The organism is Streptococcus oralis subsp. tigurinus, from assembly GCF_002093575.1.
Classification (GTDB): domain Bacteria; phylum Bacillota; class Bacilli; order Lactobacillales; family Streptococcaceae; genus Streptococcus; species Streptococcus oralis_CH.
Map to the genome: position 1 here is coordinate 272,675 of NZ_LNVH01000004.1, position 15,483 is coordinate 288,157.

Below are 15,483 nucleotides of genomic sequence, written 5' to 3' on the forward strand. Positions count from 1 at the left end.
TTTAGTGCTTCTTTTTTCTATGTTCTATTTGAGTCAAAAATATTTTGATGTGCATAAGAGGGGAAAACCAGGAAGTAATATGGAAATTTCACTTATATAAATTAGGGTATCAGATAAATCTATAGCTATACCAACGAGACTTCTGTTATGCAACCTGCAGGCTCTTACTATGGGATTCAGCCTCGGGATGTGAAAGCTGTTCAAGAACTCTATACTAGTAGCGACTAGATGAAGTCGGTGCAATCCGAAAAGAAATCAAAGCTCCTCCATCAAGTGATTGGTGGGGCTTTTTGTTCGTCCTGTTACGGCCTTTTTGCTATAATGGAACTATGAATAACTTGATCAAATCAAAACTGGAGCTCTTGCCGACCAGCCCCGGTTGCTACATTCATAAAGATAAAAACGGCACCATTATCTATGTAGGAAAGGCTAAAAATCTGCGCAATCGCGTGCGCTCTTACTTCCGTGGCAGTCACGATACCAAGACAGAGGCTCTGGTATCTGAAATTGTGGATTTCGAATTTATCGTTACCGAGTCCAATATTGAGGCCCTCCTTCTGGAAATCAACCTCATCAAGGAAAATAAGCCCAAGTACAATATCATGCTCAAGGATGATAAGTCTTATCCATTAATCAAAATTACCAATGAGCGCTATCCTCGTTTGATTATCACCCGTCAGGTCAAGAAGGATGGAGGTCTTTATTTTGGACCTTATCCCGATGTGAGCGCAGCCAATGAAATCAAACGACTACTGGATCGGATTTTCCCTTTTCGGAAATGTACCAATCCGCCGTCTAAGGTTTGTTTCTATTACCATATCGGCCAGTGTATGGCCCACACCATCTGTAAAAAAGATGAGGCCTATTTCAAGTCCATGGCTCAGGAGGTTTCTGACTTCTTAAAAGGGCAGGATGACAAAATCATCGACGAACTCAAGGGTAAAATGGCAGTAGCAGCACAAAGTATGGAGTTTGAACGGGCAGCGGAATACCGTGACCTGATTCAGGCGATTGGCACTCTGCGGACTAAGCAACGGGTCATGGCTAAAGACCTCCAAAACCGTGATGTCTTTGGCTACTATGTGGACAAGGGCTGGATGTGTGTGCAGGTTTTCTTTGTCCGTCAGGGTAAGTTAATTGAGCGTGACGTCAATCTATTCCCTTATTACAACGATCCTGATGAAGATTTTCTGACCTACGTAGGACAATTTTATCAAGAAAAATCTCACCTGGTTCCTAATGAAGTATTGATTCCGCAGGATATTGACCAAGAAGCCGTCAAGGCCTTGGTGGATACTAAGATTGTCAAACCCCAGCGTGGAGAGAAAAAACAGCTGGTCAATCTAGCTATAAAAAATGCCCGTGTTAGTCTGGAGCAGAAGTTCAATCTTCTAGAAAAATCTGTCGAAAAGACACAAGGAGCTATTGAAAATCTGGGGCGTTTGCTCCAAATACCGACACCGGTTCGCATTGAGTCCTTTGACAACTCCAATATTATGGGGACCAGCCCTGTTTCGGCCATGGTGGTCTTTGTCAATGGTAAACCGAGTAAGAAGGATTACCGTAAGTACAAGATAAAAACGGTTGTGGGTCCAGATGACTACGCCAGTATGCGAGAGGTCATTCGCAGACGCTATGGACGAGTTCAACGAGACGGTTTGACTCCCCCAGATTTGATTGTGATTGATGGAGGACAAGGTCAAGTCAATATCGCTAAGCAGGTCATCCAAGAGGAACTGGGCTTGGATATTCCAATTGCAGGTCTGCAAAAGAATGACAAGCACCAAACCCATGAACTGCTCTTTGGAGATCCACTGGAAGTGGTAGAGTTATCTCGCAATTCTCAGGAATTTTTCCTCCTCCAACGCATTCAAGATGAGGTACACCGCTTTGCTATCACTTTCCACCGTCAACTGCGCTCCAAAAATTCCTTTTCATCCCAATTGGATGGGATTGACGGTCTAGGACCTAAACGCAAGCAAAATCTCATGAAGCATTTCAAGTCTCTGACTAAAATCAAGGAAGCTAGTGTGGATGAGATTGTTGAAGTTGGAGTACCAAGAGCTGTCGCAGAAGCTGTTCAGAGAAAGTTGAACCCGCAGGAAGAAGTGGAGTTGGCTCAAGTAGCGGAAGAGAGAGTAGATTACCAAACAGAAGGAGACCATCATGAACCATAAAGTAGCAATTTTATCAGATATCCATGGCAATGCGACGGCCTTAGAAGCAGTGATTGCAGATGCTAAAACTCAAGGAGCCAGTGAATATTGGCTCCTGGGAGATATTTTTCTTCCCGGTCCAGGCGCAAATGACTTGGTCGCCCTGCTAAAGGACCTTCCTATCACAGCAAGTGTTCGAGGAAATTGGGATGATTGTGTCCTTGAGGTCTTGGACGGAGAATACGGTTTGGAAGATCCACAAGAAATTCAGCTTATGCGATTGACTCAGTTTTTGATGGAGCGAATGGATCCTGCAACGATTGTCTGGCTACGAAGCTTGCCTTTGCTGGAAAAGAAAGAAGTTGAGGGACTGCGCTTTTCTCTTTCTCATAATTTACCTGACAAAAATTATGGACGTGACTTGATGGTTGAGAATGATACAGATAAATTTGACCAACTCCTAGATGAGGGAACGGACGTGGCAGTCTATGGTCATGTTCACAAGCAGTTGCTTCGTTACGGCAGTCAAGGGCAACAAATCATCAATCCAGGTACGATAGGCATGCCCTATTTTGACTGGGAAGCGTTAAAAAATCACCGTGCCCAGTATGCCGTGATAGAAGTAGAAGATGGGGAATTGGTAAATATTCTATTCCGAAAAGTTGCGTATGACTATGAAGCAGAGTTAGAATTGGCCAAGTCTAAGGACCTTCCTTTTATCGAAATGTATGAAGAACTACGTCGAGATGACAACTATCGGGGGCACAATCTGGAACTTTTATCTAGTTTAATTGAAAAGCATGGGTATGTGGAGGATGTGAAAGAATTTTTGGAGGCTATAAAGTCAGAATACAAGATAGACTAGTTTCTTTAAACCCCTGAGAATTAGTTGGAACTGGATGAGGAAAAATCTGATTTTAATGATAAGTTTAAATCCAGGGCTTCATCCGTGTTCCAATTTCTTTCTATGAAAAATCTCTGCAAGCTCTTTCAAAATATGGTAGAATGGATGCAGTAGAATTAGAAAAGGAAATCGATTATGAAATTTCTTGAATTAAATAAAAAACGTCATGCGACTAAGCATTTTACTGATAAACCGGTAGATCCCAAAGATGTGCGTACGGCTATCGAAATCGCAACCTTGGCCCCAAGTGCCCATAACAGCCAGCCATGGAAGTTTGTGGTGGTTCGTGAAAAAAATGCAGAATTGGCAAAATTAGCATATGGTTCGAACTTTGAGCAGGTATCATCAGCGCCAGTGACCATTGCCTTGTTTACAGATACAGATCTTGCCAAACGTGCCCGCAAGATTGCCCGAGTTGGTGGTGCAAAGAATTTCTCAGAAGAGCAACTTCAATATTTCATGAAGAATTTGCCTGCCGAGTTTGCGCGTTACAGTGAACAGCAAGTTAGTGACTACTTGGCCCTTAATGCGGGACTAGTAGCCATGAACTTAGTTCTTGCTTTGACTGACCAAGGAATCGGTTCTAACATTATTCTTGGATTTGACAAATCAAAAGCCAACGAAGTTTTGGACATTGAAGACCGATTCCGTCCAGAACTCTTGATCACAGTTGGATACACAGATGAGAAATTGGAACCAAGCTACCGCTTGCCAGTAGATGAAATTATCGAGAAGAGATAGGAAGAAAAAATGACAGTTATTGATTTTACAGCAGAAGTAGAAAAACGCAAAGAAGACCTCTTGGCTGACTTGTTTAGCCTTTTGGAAATCAACTCAGAACGTGATGACAGCAAAGCCGATGCTGAGCATCCATTTGGACCTGGTCCAGTAAAAGCCTTGGAAAAATTCCTTGAAATCGCAGACCGTGATGGCTATCCAACTAAAAATGTTGATAACTACGCAGGACATTTTGAGTTTGGTGAAGGAGAAGAAGTTCTCGGAATCTTTGCTCACATGGACGTGGTGCCAGCTGGTAGCGGTTGGGACACGGACCCTTATACACCAACTATCAAAGACGGTCGCCTTTATGCGCGTGGAGCTTCAGACGACAAGGGGCCTACAACAGCTTGTTACTATGGTTTGAAAATCATCAAAGAATTGGGGCTTCCAACTTCTAAAAAAGTTCGTTTCATCGTCGGAACAGATGAAGAATCAGGCTGGGCAGACATGGACTACTACTTTGAACATGTAGGACTTGCGAAACCAGACTTCGGTTTCTCTCCAGATGCTGAATTCCCTATCATCAATGGTGAAAAAGGGAATATCACAGAATATCTCCATTTTGCAGGTGAAAATACTGGTGCAGCTCGCCTTCACAGCTTCACAGGTGGTTTGCGTGAAAACATGGTACCTGAATCAGCAACAGCAGTCGTTTCAGGTGACTTGGCTGACTTGCAAGCTAAACTAGATGCCTTTGTTGCAGAACACAAACTCAGAGGAGAACTCCAAGAAGAAAACGGCCAGTACAAGGTGACTGTGATTGGTAAATCAGCTCATGGTGCTATGCCTGCATCAGGTGTCAATGGTGCGACCTACCTTGCCCTTTTCCTCAGTCAGTTTGACTTTGCAGGACCTGCAAAAGACTACCTCGACATCGCTGGTAAGATTCTCTTGAACGACCATAAGGGTACAAATCTCAAGGTTGCTCATGTAGATGAAAAGATGGGTGCCCTTTCTATGAATGCCGGTGTCTTCCGCTTCGATGAAACAAGTGCTGACAATACGATTGCTCTTAACTTCCGTTATCCAAAAGGAACAAGCCCAGAGCAAATCAAGTCAATCCTTGAAAACTTGCCAGTTGCTTCTGTTAGCCTTTCTGAACACGGTCACACCCCTCACTATGTACCGATGGAAGATCCACTTGTGCAAACCTTGTTGAATGTTTATGAAAAACAAACTTGTCTTAAAGGTCACGAGCAAGTCATCGGTGGTGGTACCTTTGGTCGTTTACTGGAACGTGGGGTTGCCTACGGTGCGATGTTCCCAGACTCAATCGATACCATGCACCAAGCCAACGAATTTATCGCCTTGGACGATCTCTTCCGAGCAGCAGCAATCTATGCTGAAGCTATTTATGAACTGATCAAATAAAATGATAGAAGTCTGAGATTGTATGCTTGGACTTCTTTTTGGAGGGAAAACAGATGTCTCAAATTGAAAGAATCAAGCAAGCCATTATGGCGGATCCGCAAAATACCAGCTATACAGAACGCGGAATCGAACCTCTCTTTGCGGCGCCAAAAACTGCCCGTATCAATATTGTCGGTCAGGCTCCTGGGCTTAAAACGCAAGAAGCTGGGATTTATTGGAAGGATAAGAGTGGCAATCGCTTGCGTGAGTGGCTAGGTGTGGATGAGGACACCTTTTACAATTCAGGTTATTTTGCAGTTCTGCCCATGGATTTCTACTTTCCGGGGCATGGCAAGTCAGGCGACCTTCCACCTCGTACAGGTTTTGCAGAAAAATGGCATCCGCAACTCTTGCAAGAGTTGCCCGATATCCAATTAACTCTCTTGATTGGACAATATGCCCAAGCCTATTATTTACATGAAAAAGTTAGTGGCAAGGTGACAGAACGGGTAAAACACTACAAAGACTATCTACCAGAATTTTTCCCTCTGGTGCACCCCTCACCACGAAATCAAATCTGGATGGCCAAAAATCCTTGGTTTGAGTCAGAAGTAGTGCCCGATTTGAAAAAAAGAATTCAGAAGATTCTTGGAGAAACAAAATGAAAGAAATTACTTTTAACGATTTTTACCAGCTTTATCAAAATGAGCAACTTTCTCTAGTGGACGTGAGAGAAGTAGAAGAGTTCCAGACGCTTCATTTAGAAGGTGCTCAAAACCTACCACTTAGTCAATTAGCTGATATCTATGATCAGTTGGACAAGGACCTCTTGCATTATGTCATTTGTAAATCTGGAATACGTTCAGCGCGTGCTTGTCAATTTCTAGTTGAACAGGGTTATGAAGTTATCAATGTTCAAGGTGGAATGACGGCCTTTGAAAATCTTTAAACCTCTATGGTGATAGATCCTAATCTTCCCTTGCTCGGTTCCAACTGAGTGAGGGATTTTGTTTTTAGATAATTCTTATTTTTAAAAATATTGAAAACATTCAATGATTAATTTTGGATACTTTTTTCAGAGTCTTAATAATGGTATACTAGGTCAGTATTTTAGAAATATGAAGGAGATTATTATGGCTAAAAAAGGTGCCCTAACAGGCTTGCTCCTGTTTGGAATATTTTTTGGTGCGGGGAACTTGATCTTTCCGCCTTCTCTAGGTGCTTTATCTGGAGAACAGTTTCTTCCTGCCATCGCAGGTTTTGTATTTTCGGGTGTCGGGATTGCTGTCCTAACGCTCATCATCGGAACGCTAAACCCTAAAGGATACATTCACGAGATTTCTAAGAAAATCTCACCTTGGTTTGCGACGCTTTATCTTGCAGTCCTCTATCTATTGATTGGTCCCTTCTTTGCCATTCCACGTACTGCCACAACAGCTTATGAAGTTGGGATTAGCCCCCTTTTATCAGATGCGAATAAAGGTCTTGGCTTGATTGTCTTTACTGTGCTTTACTTTGCAGCGGCTTATTTGATTTCACTCAATCCATCAAAGATTTTGGATCGAATTGGACGTGTTTTAACGCCAGTCTTTGCTTTGTTGATCGTTATCTTGGTTGTACTAGGTGCCTTCAAATATGGTGGAACAAGCCCTCAAGCAGCTTCAGCAGCCTATCAATCTTCTGCCTTTGGTACAGGTTTCCTAGAAGGGTATAATACCTTAGATGCCCTTGCTTCAGTTGCCTTCAGTGTAATTGCTGTTCAAACCTTGAAACAACTTGGATTCTCCAGTAAGAAAGAATACATTTCAACTATTTGGGTGGTTGGTATCGTTGTAGCTCTTGCCTTTAGCGCTCTTTATATCGGTTTAGGATTCCTTGGAAATCATTTCCCGGTACCAGCTGAAGTGATGAAGGGTGGAACACCAGGTGTTTATATCTTGTCACAAGCAACTCAGGAAATCTTTGGTTCAACAGCTCAACTCTTCCTTGCTGTTATGGTAACTGTAACCTGTTTCACAACGACAGTTGGCTTGATTGTGTCTACTGCAGAGTTCTTTAACGGACGTTTCCCACAAATCAGCTACAAGGTCTATGCAACTGTCTTTACCTTGATTGGGTTTGCTATTGCAAATCTTGGTCTTGATGCAATCATTAAGTATTCAGTTCCAGTACTGGTAATCTTGTACCCAATCACCATCGCCATTGTGATGATCGTGATTGTTAATAAGTTTGTCGCCCTGTCAAAACCGGGCATGCAGTTAACTATTGGGCTTGTTACAGCGATTGCTCTTGCAAGCGTCCTTGGAAGTTCCTTTAAGATTGAGTTTCTAGAAAATCTGATTAATGCTCTTCCGTTTGCAGCTGCCTCTCTTCCATGGATAGTGCCAGCTATTATCGGAATCTTGCTTTCATTGGTTCTACCAAACAAACAAGAGAGCGACGTTTTTGAGATGGAATAAAAAAATTCTTGGTCATCGACCAAGAATTTTTTGTATGAGCACGACTCATTAGTTGGTTTGTTCAGTATAACCAGCTTCTTTAAGCATTTTTTTCGAGGCAGCAAAGCTTACACGGTTTCCAATACCAGAATATTCGTTTGGCATTGCTTTTTTCAATTCGTCAAGACTCGCGACAGTCATGTCAACCTCGATGTTTTGGATAACTTTCTCGTCTTGAATTTCAACTTTTTGTGTAACCCCTTTGACCCCTTCATAACCTTTATAAGTATCGTCAACAATTTCCTTAATACCTTCCGCGGTATTATTAAGTTTTTCAGGGTCAAGTACATTATGAACAGTTTGTTTTACAACGTCATCTCCCTTCACAGTATAAGTCAAGGTAGAATGAATCCCAGGTTTGCTATTGTGGACAAATGTGTGAGTTTCTGTCTCATCTTTCTTTTCAGATGATTGTTCAGTGCTTTGTTTGGTCTCGCTTGACTGAGTTGATGTGTCTTCTTTGCTACTGCTGCTAGCAGGTGTTGATGCTTGTTTGGAACATCCGAGTAGGAGGACAAGTGAAGCCACAAGGGCTAGCGATACTTTAAAGTATGATTTCATATTTTTACTTTCCTTTCATAATCAAAGCATTTGTATTATAACATGGATCTATAGTGAAAGCAACTAAACACAGTTTTTCTCCTTTTGAGAAGGAGTCTGACTAGAAAAATGTTATAATGGTAGGAAAGAGGTGAAGAAATGAATCAGACTATAAACTATATCAAAGAACTAACCGCTATTGCATCTCCGACGGGATTTACTCGTGAGATTTCAGACTACTTGGTCCATACTTTAGAAGAGCTTGGCTACCAGCCAGTCCGTACAGCCAAGGGTGGTGTCAATGTGACCATTAAAGGTCAAAACGATGAGCAACAACGCTATGTGACTGCCCATGTGGATACGCTGGGTGCTATTGTTCGTGCAGTCAAACCAGATGGCCGTCTCAAATTGGATCGTATTGGTGGTTTTCCTTGGAATATGATTGAAGGAGAAAACTGTATCGTTCATGTGGCTAGCACTGGTCAAACGGTATCTGGGACCATCCTCATCCATCAAACTTCTTGCCATGTCTACAAGGATGCAGGAACTGCAGAACGTACGCAGGACAATATGGAAGTACGTTTGGATGCAAAAGTAACCAATGAAAAAGAAACCCGCGCCTTGGGCATCGAAGTTGGCGACTTTATCAGTTTTGATCCGCGAACTGTCGTGACAGAGACTGGTTTTATCAAGTCTCGCCATCTAGATGACAAAGTCAGCGCAGCGATTTTGCTCAATCTTCTTCGTGTTTATAAGGAAGAGGGGATTGAGTTGCCAGTAACAACTCATTTTGCTTTTTCAGTCTTTGAAGAGGTGGGCCACGGTGCCAACTCCAATATTCCAGCCCAGGTAGTAGAATATCTGGCTGTCGATATGGGTGCAATGGGAGATGACCAGCAGACGGATGAGTACACAGTGTCTATCTGTGTCAAAGACGCTTCAGGCCCCTATCACTATGACTTTCGTCAACACTTGGTAGCTTTGGCGAAGGAGCAAGATATTCCATTTAAGCTCGATATCTATCCATTTTATGGTTCTGATGCTTCAGCGGCCATGTCTGCAGGAGCAGAGGTCAAACACGCCCTCCTTGGAGCTGGTATTGAATCCAGTCACTCTTACGAACGAACACACATTGATTCGGTCGTGGCGACTGAGCGTATGGTCGACGCTTATCTCAAGAGTGCATTGGTAGACTGATATGTGCTTGATTTGTCAAAGAATTGAATGGATCAAGGCGGGGAAGAATCCCTACTTTGTAAAAGAACTAGAAACAGGCTATGTTGTCATTGGAGATCATCAATACTTTAAGGGCTATACCTTATTTCTGGCAAAAGAGCATGTCACAGAACTCCACCATATGGAGACTTCTAAAAAACTGCGTTTTCTAGAGGAAATGAGTTTGGTCCAAGAAGCAGTCGCCAAAGCGTTTAAAGCTGAAAAGATGAACATCGAACTGTTAGGAAATGGAGATGCCCACGTCCACTGGCACCTCTTTCCAAGACGATCAGGTGATATGAGGGGTCATGGATTGAATGGTCGTGGTCCAGTCTGGTGGGTGCCCTGGGAAGAAATGGCGGCAGAAGATTGCCAAGTGAAATCCCATGAGTTGGAACAAATGATTAAAGCCTTATCCGATGAATTAGAGAAGCACGTGATCTAAGAGAGGAAGTAAAAAATGAAAAAAAGATATATCGTTTTATCTGGTTTGCTAGCAGTAACCCTAGCAGCATGTTCTCAAGAACAACCTAAAAATGAAGAAAATACTCAAAAAACGGAACAAACTAGCCAATCTGAAGGGACTGTAGGAAGCAAATCTCAAGCTTCTAGTCAGAAAAAGGCAGAAGTTGTCAATAAGGGAGATCACTATAGTATACAAGGGAAATACGATGAAATCGTCGTAGCTAATAAGCACTATCCTTTGTCAAAAGACTATAATCCAGGCGAAAATCCAACAGCTAAGGCAGAGTTGGTCAAACTCATCGCAGCAATGCAGGCAGCTGGCTACCCAATCAGCGATCATTACAGTGGTTTTAGAAGTTATGAAACTCAAACCAAACTTTATCAAGACTATGTGAATCAAGACGGTAAGGAAGAGGCAGATCGCTACTCAGCTCGCCCTGGATACAGTGAACACCAGACAGGTCTTGCTTTTGATTTGATCGGGACTAATGGAGAATTGGTAACAGAGGAGAAGGCAGCCCAGTGGCTCTTGGATCATGCGGCTGACTATGGCTTTGTTGTTCGCTATCTCAAAGGCAAGGAAAAAGAGACTGGCTATATGGCGGAAGAATGGCATCTTCGCTACGTCGGAAAAGAGGCCAAAGAAATTGCTGCAAGTGGCCTCAGTTTGGAAGAGTACTATGGCTTTGAAGGCGGAGATTACGTCGATTAAAAAAGAAATTTTTCTCTTGCATTTTTAGATAAATAGTGTATAATAAATGGGTATGTGTAAAGCATACTTGTGGGAGGTAAAAATCTCTAATTACCGCCAAAACCACAAAGGAGGATTTAAAAATGGCTAAAAAAGTCGAAAAACTTGTAAAATTGCAAATCCCTGCTGGTAAAGCTACACCAGCTCCACCAGTTGGACCTGCTCTTGGTCAAGCTGGTATCAACATCATGGGATTCACAAAAGAGTTCAACGCTCGTACAGCTGACCAAGCTGGTATGATCATTCCAGTTGTTATCTCAGTATACGAAGACAAATCATTTACTTTCGTTACAAAAACACCACCAGCTGCTGTTCTTTTGAAAAAAGCTGCAGGTGTTGAAAAAGGATCAGGTACACCTAATAAAACTAAAGTTGCTACAGTTACTCGTGCACAAGTACAAGAAATTGCAGAAACTAAGATGCCAGATTTGAACGCAGCAAACATTGAGTCTGCAATGCGTATGATCGAAGGTACTGCTCGTTCTATGGGATTCACTGTTGTTGACTAATCAATAACACAGTAGAAAATCTCACAGCAGTCTATTAGTTGCTTTTCATACTAGGCAAGTGACTGAGGCTTGTACTTAGGTACAGTAAGGGAACTTAACGAAGTAGGAAAAGGAAAATAATGGACTGAAAACCCGCAAGACTTCATCATTTCGAGGAGTGACGTGGGAGATGAAAATCGATTGAACCACTTACAAGGAGAATAGAAAATGGCTAAAAAAAGCAAACAACTTCGTGCTGCTCTTGAGAAAATCGACAGCACAAAAGCATACAGTGTAGAAGAAGCTGTAGCACTTGCAAAAGAAACTAACTTTGCAAAATTTGACGCAACTGTAGAAGTTGCTTACAACTTGAACATCGACGTAAAAAAAGCTGACCAACAAATCCGTGGAGCAATGGTATTGCCAAACGGAACTGGTAAAACTTCACGCGTTCTTGTTTTCGCACGTGGTGCAAAAGCTGAAGAAGCAAAAGCTGCAGGTGCAGACTTTGTTGGTGAAGATGACCTTGTTGCGAAAATCAACGACGGTTGGTTGGACTTCGACGTAGTTATCGCTACACCTGACATGATGGCTCTTGTTGGACGTCTTGGACGTGTCCTTGGACCACGTAACTTGATGCCAAACCCTAAAACTGGTACTGTAACAATGGATGTTGCTAAAGCAGTTGAAGAGTCTAAAGGTGGTAAAATTACTTACCGTGCTGACCGTGCAGGTAACGTTCAAGCAATCATCGGTAAAGTATCATTTGAAGCTGAAAAATTGGTTGAAAACTTCAAAGCTTTCAACGAAACAATCCAAAAAGCAAAACCAGCTACAGCTAAAGGAACATACGTAACAAACTTGACTATCACAACTACTCAAGGTGTTGGTATCAAGGTTGACGTAAACTCACTTTAATTAACAGATTTTTAAAAACGAGTACGAATGTGCTCGTTTTTTTGATGATAAGTTCACACCAGGGAAAATAACTCCATTAATAGCCTGATGGAGCAATAGAATAGTGCTTTTCCTCTTCTTCTTTCACAAAAAATGTGGTATAATAGAGAGTAAAAACTTTGAAAGAAAGAAAAAGATGAATTTAAAAGATTATATCGCAACGATTGAAAACTATCCTAAGGAAGGCATCACCTTCCGTGATATCAGCCCTTTGATGGCAGATGGAAATGCTTATAGCTATGCTGTTCGTGAAATTGTTCAGTATGCAACAGACAAGAAGATCGACATGATCGTGGGGCCAGAGGCTCGAGGATTTATTGTTGGCTGCCCAGTTGCTTTTGAGTTAGGAATTGGCTTTGCTCCTGTTCGTAAACCTGGGAAATTGCCACGTGAAGTCATTTCTGCTGACTATGAGAAAGAGTACGGTATTGATACCTTGACCATGCATGCTGATGCGATTAAGCCAGGCCAACGTGTTCTCATCGTAGATGATCTCTTGGCAACAGGTGGAACTGTCAAAGCAACGATTGAGATGATTGAAAGACTTGGTGGAGTTGTAGCCGGTTGTGCTTTCTTGATTGAGCTGGATGAGCTTAAAGGCCGTGAAAAAATCGGAGATTACGATTACAAGGTACTTATGCATTATTAATGAAAAACAGTCCTTGGGGCTGTTTTCTCTTCATCTGCTATATAAATTAACTATAGCTAGTTAGAGAAAAACTATAATTGAAAACTATATCTTCATACAGTATAATATAGGGAAGAAGTATTTGGAGGTTTTTGCTTTCAAACAGACAAGATCATTTCCGAAATAGAGAACTGTTAGGAGGGTATTATGCCGATTCGACTTGATAAAAAATTACCAGCTGTGGAGATTTTAAGGACAGAAAATATCTTTGTTATGGACGACCAACGGGCCGCTCATCAGGATATTCGCCCCTTGAAGATTTTGATTTTAAATCTCATGCCCCAAAAGATGGTAACAGAAACGCAACTCTTGCGGCACTTGGCTAATACACCGTTGCAATTAGATATTGATTTCTTATATATGGAAACGCATCATTCCAAGACAACTCGTGCCGAACATATGGAAACCTTCTATAAGACCTTTCCAGAGGTCAAGGATGACTTTTTTGATGGAATGATTATCACAGGAGCACCAGTGGAGCATTTGCCTTTTGAGGAAGTAGATTACTGGGAGGAATTCAAGCAGGTCATCGAATGGTCCAAGACGCATGTTTTTTCAACCCTCCATATCTGTTGGGGAGCACAAGCAGGTCTTTATGTTCGCTATGGTGTTGAAAAGCACCAGATGGATCGGAAACTATCAGGTATTTACCCACAGGACACCTTGAAAGAGGGCCATCTTCTCTTTCGTGGTTTTGATGATCGCTATGTAGCTCCTCATTCTCGTCATACTGAGATTTTAAAAGAAGAAATCTTAAATAAGACTAATCTGGAGATCCTGTCAGAAGGTCCTGAGGTTGGGGTTTCTATCCTGGCTAGTCGAGATTTGCGTGAGATTTATAGTTTTGGTCATTTGGAGTATGATCGTGACACTTTGGCAAGAGAGTATTTTCGTGATTATGAGGCGGGACTCGACCCTCATATCCCAGAGAACTACTTTAAAAATGATGATGTAAATAAGACGCCTTGTCTCTGTTGGTCTTCATCAGCTGCCCTCTTTTTCAGCAATTGGGTAAACTATGCAGTTTATCAAGAAACCCCTTTTGACTGGAGAAAGGTAGAGGATGATGCGGCTGCATTTGGATATTTATAAGAGGAATTATGACATATTTTGACGCTTTTAAAACAGGGAACTTGGTTTTGCCAAGTGCCCTGCTCTTGCATTTTAAGGAACTCTTTCCTTCCAGCGAAGATTTTCTCGTCTGGCAATTTTTCTATTTACAAAATACTACAGCCCTAGGAGATGTTTCGCCTAGCCAAATAGCTGAAATCATTGGGAAAGAGGTAGCAGATGTCAACCAATCCATTTCGAATTTGACAGAAAATGGTTTGCTACAATATCGGACCATTGAACTAAATGGGGAAATTGAGCTCATTTTTGATGCTAGTCTGGCTTTTGAACGCTTAGATAGCTTGTTGGATACCCAAACTCCAGCTACAACTGCCCCAAACCCCAAAAATCAATTGAAGGATCTGGTTGAAACTTTTCAGCAGGAATTGGGACGCTTATTAACACCATTTGAAATCGAAGATCTTTCTAAGACTGTCAAAGAAGATGAAATCAAGGCGGATTTGATCAAGGAAGCTCTCCGAGAGGCGGTTTTTAATGGCAAACCAAACTGGAAGTACATTCAGGCAATCCTACGAAACTGGCGCCATGAAGGCATTCAGTCTGTGGCCCAGGTGGAGGCCAAACGAGCAGAGCGAGAAGCAAACAATCCCAAACAAGTTCAGGCTTCGGCTGATTTCCTCGATGCCATGAATTTGTGGCAAGATTAGTCGCTTGAAAATTCTTGAAAATTAGAGTAAGGTTTGCAAGCTCCTTATAAATATGATAGAATAATAGTGAATAAAATGAAAAAAGAGGTATGTGAAATGTCACGTAAACCATTTATCGCTGGTAACTGGAAAATGAACAAAAATCCAGAAGAAGCAAAAGCATTCGTTGAAGCCGTTGCATCAAAACTTCCTTCATCAGACCTTGTTGAAGCAGGTATCGCAGCTCCTGCAGTTGATTTGACAGCTGTTCTTGCTGCTGCTAAAGGTTCAAACCTTAAAGTTGCTGCTCAAAACTGCTACTTTGAAAATGCAGGTGCGTTCACTGGTGAAACTAGCCCACAAGTTTTGAAAGAAATCGGTACAGACTACGTTGTGATCGGTCACTCAGAACGTCGTGATTACTTCCATGAAACTGACGAAGATATCAACAAAAAAGCAAAAGCAATCTTTGCAAACGGTATGCTTCCAATCATTTGTTGTGGTGAGTCACTTGAAACTTACGAAGCTGGTAAAGCTGCTGAATTCGTAGGTGCTCAAGTATCTGCTGCATTGGCTGGATTGACTGCTGAACAAGTTGCTTCAACAGTTATCGCTTATGAGCCAATCTGGGCTATCGGTACTGGTAAATCAGCTTCACAAGACGATGCACAAAAAATGTGTAAAGTTGTTCGTGACGTTGTAGCAGCTGACTTTGGTCAAGAAGTTGCGGACAAAGTTCGTGTTCAATACGGTGGTTCTGTTAAACCTGAAAACGTTGCTTCATACATGGCTTGCCCAGACGTTGACGGTGCCCTTGTTGGTGGTGCGTCACTTGAAGCTGAAAGCTTCTTGGCATTGCTTGATTTTGTAAAATAATCTAGCTCATTCCAGACAGACAGTTAAAAGTACTAAGTGACTTTGACTGCCTGTCTTA

The 15,483-nt window shown here is 42.0% G+C and carries 17 protein-coding genes and 1 pseudogene; 17 read left to right on the plus strand and 1 reads right to left on the minus strand.

Annotation, left to right across the window (positions count from 1 at the left end; translation table 11 throughout):
- Positions 1-126: 126 nt before the first annotated feature.
- The 8 genes and pseudogenes from ATE37_RS10890 to brnQ all read left to right on the plus strand — a co-directional run.
- Positions 127-228: pseudogene (locus ATE37_RS10890) on the plus strand (M57 family metalloprotease); the annotation flags it as partial.
- Between the two features lie 101 nt (positions 229-329).
- Positions 330-2,177 (plus strand): excinuclease ABC subunit UvrC, encoded by a 1,848-nt coding sequence (uvrC, locus tag ATE37_RS06335; protein WP_045617526.1) that lies wholly within the window; start codon positions 330-332, stop codon positions 2,175-2,177.
- Positions 2,167-3,021 carry a metallophosphoesterase family protein gene (locus tag ATE37_RS06340; protein ID WP_084868404.1) on the plus strand — a complete coding sequence of 285 codons (855 nt, stop codon included), beginning with the start codon at positions 2,167-2,169 and terminating at the stop codon, positions 3,019-3,021. Before uvrC ends, ATE37_RS06340 begins: the two co-directional genes overlap by 11 nt.
- A 174-nt stretch (positions 3,022-3,195) precedes the next feature.
- Positions 3,196-3,801, plus strand: coding sequence for a nitroreductase family protein (locus ATE37_RS06345; RefSeq protein ID WP_000670152.1), 606 nt, complete (start codon positions 3,196-3,198; stop codon positions 3,799-3,801).
- Positions 3,802-3,810: 9 nt separating this feature from the next.
- A complete protein-coding gene (pepV, locus tag ATE37_RS06350) occupies positions 3,811-5,211 on the plus strand; it encodes a dipeptidase PepV (RefSeq protein ID WP_049520916.1) in 1,401 nt (466 codons plus the stop codon).
- A 53-nt stretch (positions 5,212-5,264) separates the two neighbouring features.
- Positions 5,265-5,855: a uracil-DNA glycosylase family protein gene (locus ATE37_RS06355; protein ID WP_084868405.1), complete on the plus strand. Its 591-nt coding sequence runs from the start codon at positions 5,265-5,267 to the stop codon at positions 5,853-5,855.
- Complete coding sequence (locus ATE37_RS06360; protein ID WP_000659165.1) at positions 5,852-6,139, plus strand: rhodanese-like domain-containing protein; 288 nt, start codon at positions 5,852-5,854, stop codon at positions 6,137-6,139. Before ATE37_RS06355 ends, ATE37_RS06360 begins: the two co-directional genes overlap by 4 nt.
- A 184-nt stretch (positions 6,140-6,323) precedes the next feature.
- Positions 6,324-7,649: a branched-chain amino acid transport system II carrier protein gene (brnQ, locus tag ATE37_RS06365; RefSeq protein ID WP_180382771.1), complete on the plus strand. Its 1,326-nt coding sequence runs from the start codon at positions 6,324-6,326 to the stop codon at positions 7,647-7,649.
- Between the two features lie 48 nt (positions 7,650-7,697).
- Here brnQ and ATE37_RS06370 read toward each other — a convergent pair whose 3' ends face one another.
- Positions 7,698-8,249, minus strand: coding sequence for a DUF1307 domain-containing protein (locus tag ATE37_RS06370; protein ID WP_084868406.1), 552 nt, complete (start codon positions 8,247-8,249; stop codon positions 7,698-7,700).
- A gap of 138 nt (positions 8,250-8,387) precedes the next feature.
- Here ATE37_RS06370 and ATE37_RS06375 point away from each other — a divergent pair, with 138 nt between their 5' ends.
- From ATE37_RS06375 to tpiA, 9 genes are all read left to right on the plus strand, one after another.
- The gene (locus tag ATE37_RS06375; protein WP_084868407.1) at positions 8,388-9,425 is read left to right on the plus strand and encodes a M42 family metallopeptidase; all 1,038 of its coding nucleotides are present in this window, start codon (positions 8,388-8,390) and stop codon (positions 9,423-9,425) included.
- Position 9,426: 1 nt separating this feature from the next.
- The gene (locus ATE37_RS06380; RefSeq protein WP_084868408.1) at positions 9,427-9,888 is read left to right on the plus strand and encodes an HIT family protein; all 462 of its coding nucleotides are present in this window, start codon (positions 9,427-9,429) and stop codon (positions 9,886-9,888) included.
- Between the two features lie 15 nt (positions 9,889-9,903).
- Positions 9,904-10,620 (plus strand): LD-carboxypeptidase LdcB/DacB, encoded by a 717-nt coding sequence (gene ldcB, locus ATE37_RS06385; RefSeq protein WP_007520454.1) that lies wholly within the window; start codon positions 9,904-9,906, stop codon positions 10,618-10,620.
- Between the two features lie 122 nt (positions 10,621-10,742).
- Complete coding sequence (rplK, locus tag ATE37_RS06390) at positions 10,743-11,168, plus strand: 50S ribosomal protein L11 (protein ID WP_001085808.1); 426 nt, start codon at positions 10,743-10,745, stop codon at positions 11,166-11,168.
- Between the two features lie 207 nt (positions 11,169-11,375).
- A complete protein-coding gene (gene rplA / locus ATE37_RS06395; protein WP_001085675.1) occupies positions 11,376-12,065 on the plus strand; it encodes a 50S ribosomal protein L1 in 690 nt (229 codons plus the stop codon).
- A 175-nt stretch (positions 12,066-12,240) separates the two neighbouring features.
- On the plus strand, positions 12,241-12,753 hold the full coding sequence (locus tag ATE37_RS06400; RefSeq protein WP_001049316.1) for an adenine phosphoribosyltransferase: 513 nt from the start codon (positions 12,241-12,243) through the stop codon (positions 12,751-12,753).
- A gap of 186 nt (positions 12,754-12,939) precedes the next feature.
- Entirely contained in the window at positions 12,940-13,884 is a 945-nt protein-coding gene (gene metA, locus ATE37_RS06405; RefSeq protein WP_084868409.1) for a homoserine O-acetyltransferase MetA, read from the plus strand.
- A gap of 8 nt (positions 13,885-13,892) precedes the next feature.
- Positions 13,893-14,570: a DnaD domain-containing protein gene (locus ATE37_RS06410; protein ID WP_084868410.1), complete on the plus strand. Its 678-nt coding sequence runs from the start codon at positions 13,893-13,895 to the stop codon at positions 14,568-14,570.
- Positions 14,571-14,666: 96 nt separating this feature from the next.
- Positions 14,667-15,425 carry a triose-phosphate isomerase gene (tpiA, locus tag ATE37_RS06415; protein WP_000087900.1) on the plus strand — a complete coding sequence of 253 codons (759 nt, stop codon included), beginning with the start codon at positions 14,667-14,669 and terminating at the stop codon, positions 15,423-15,425.
- Positions 15,426-15,483 lie beyond the last annotated feature (58 nt).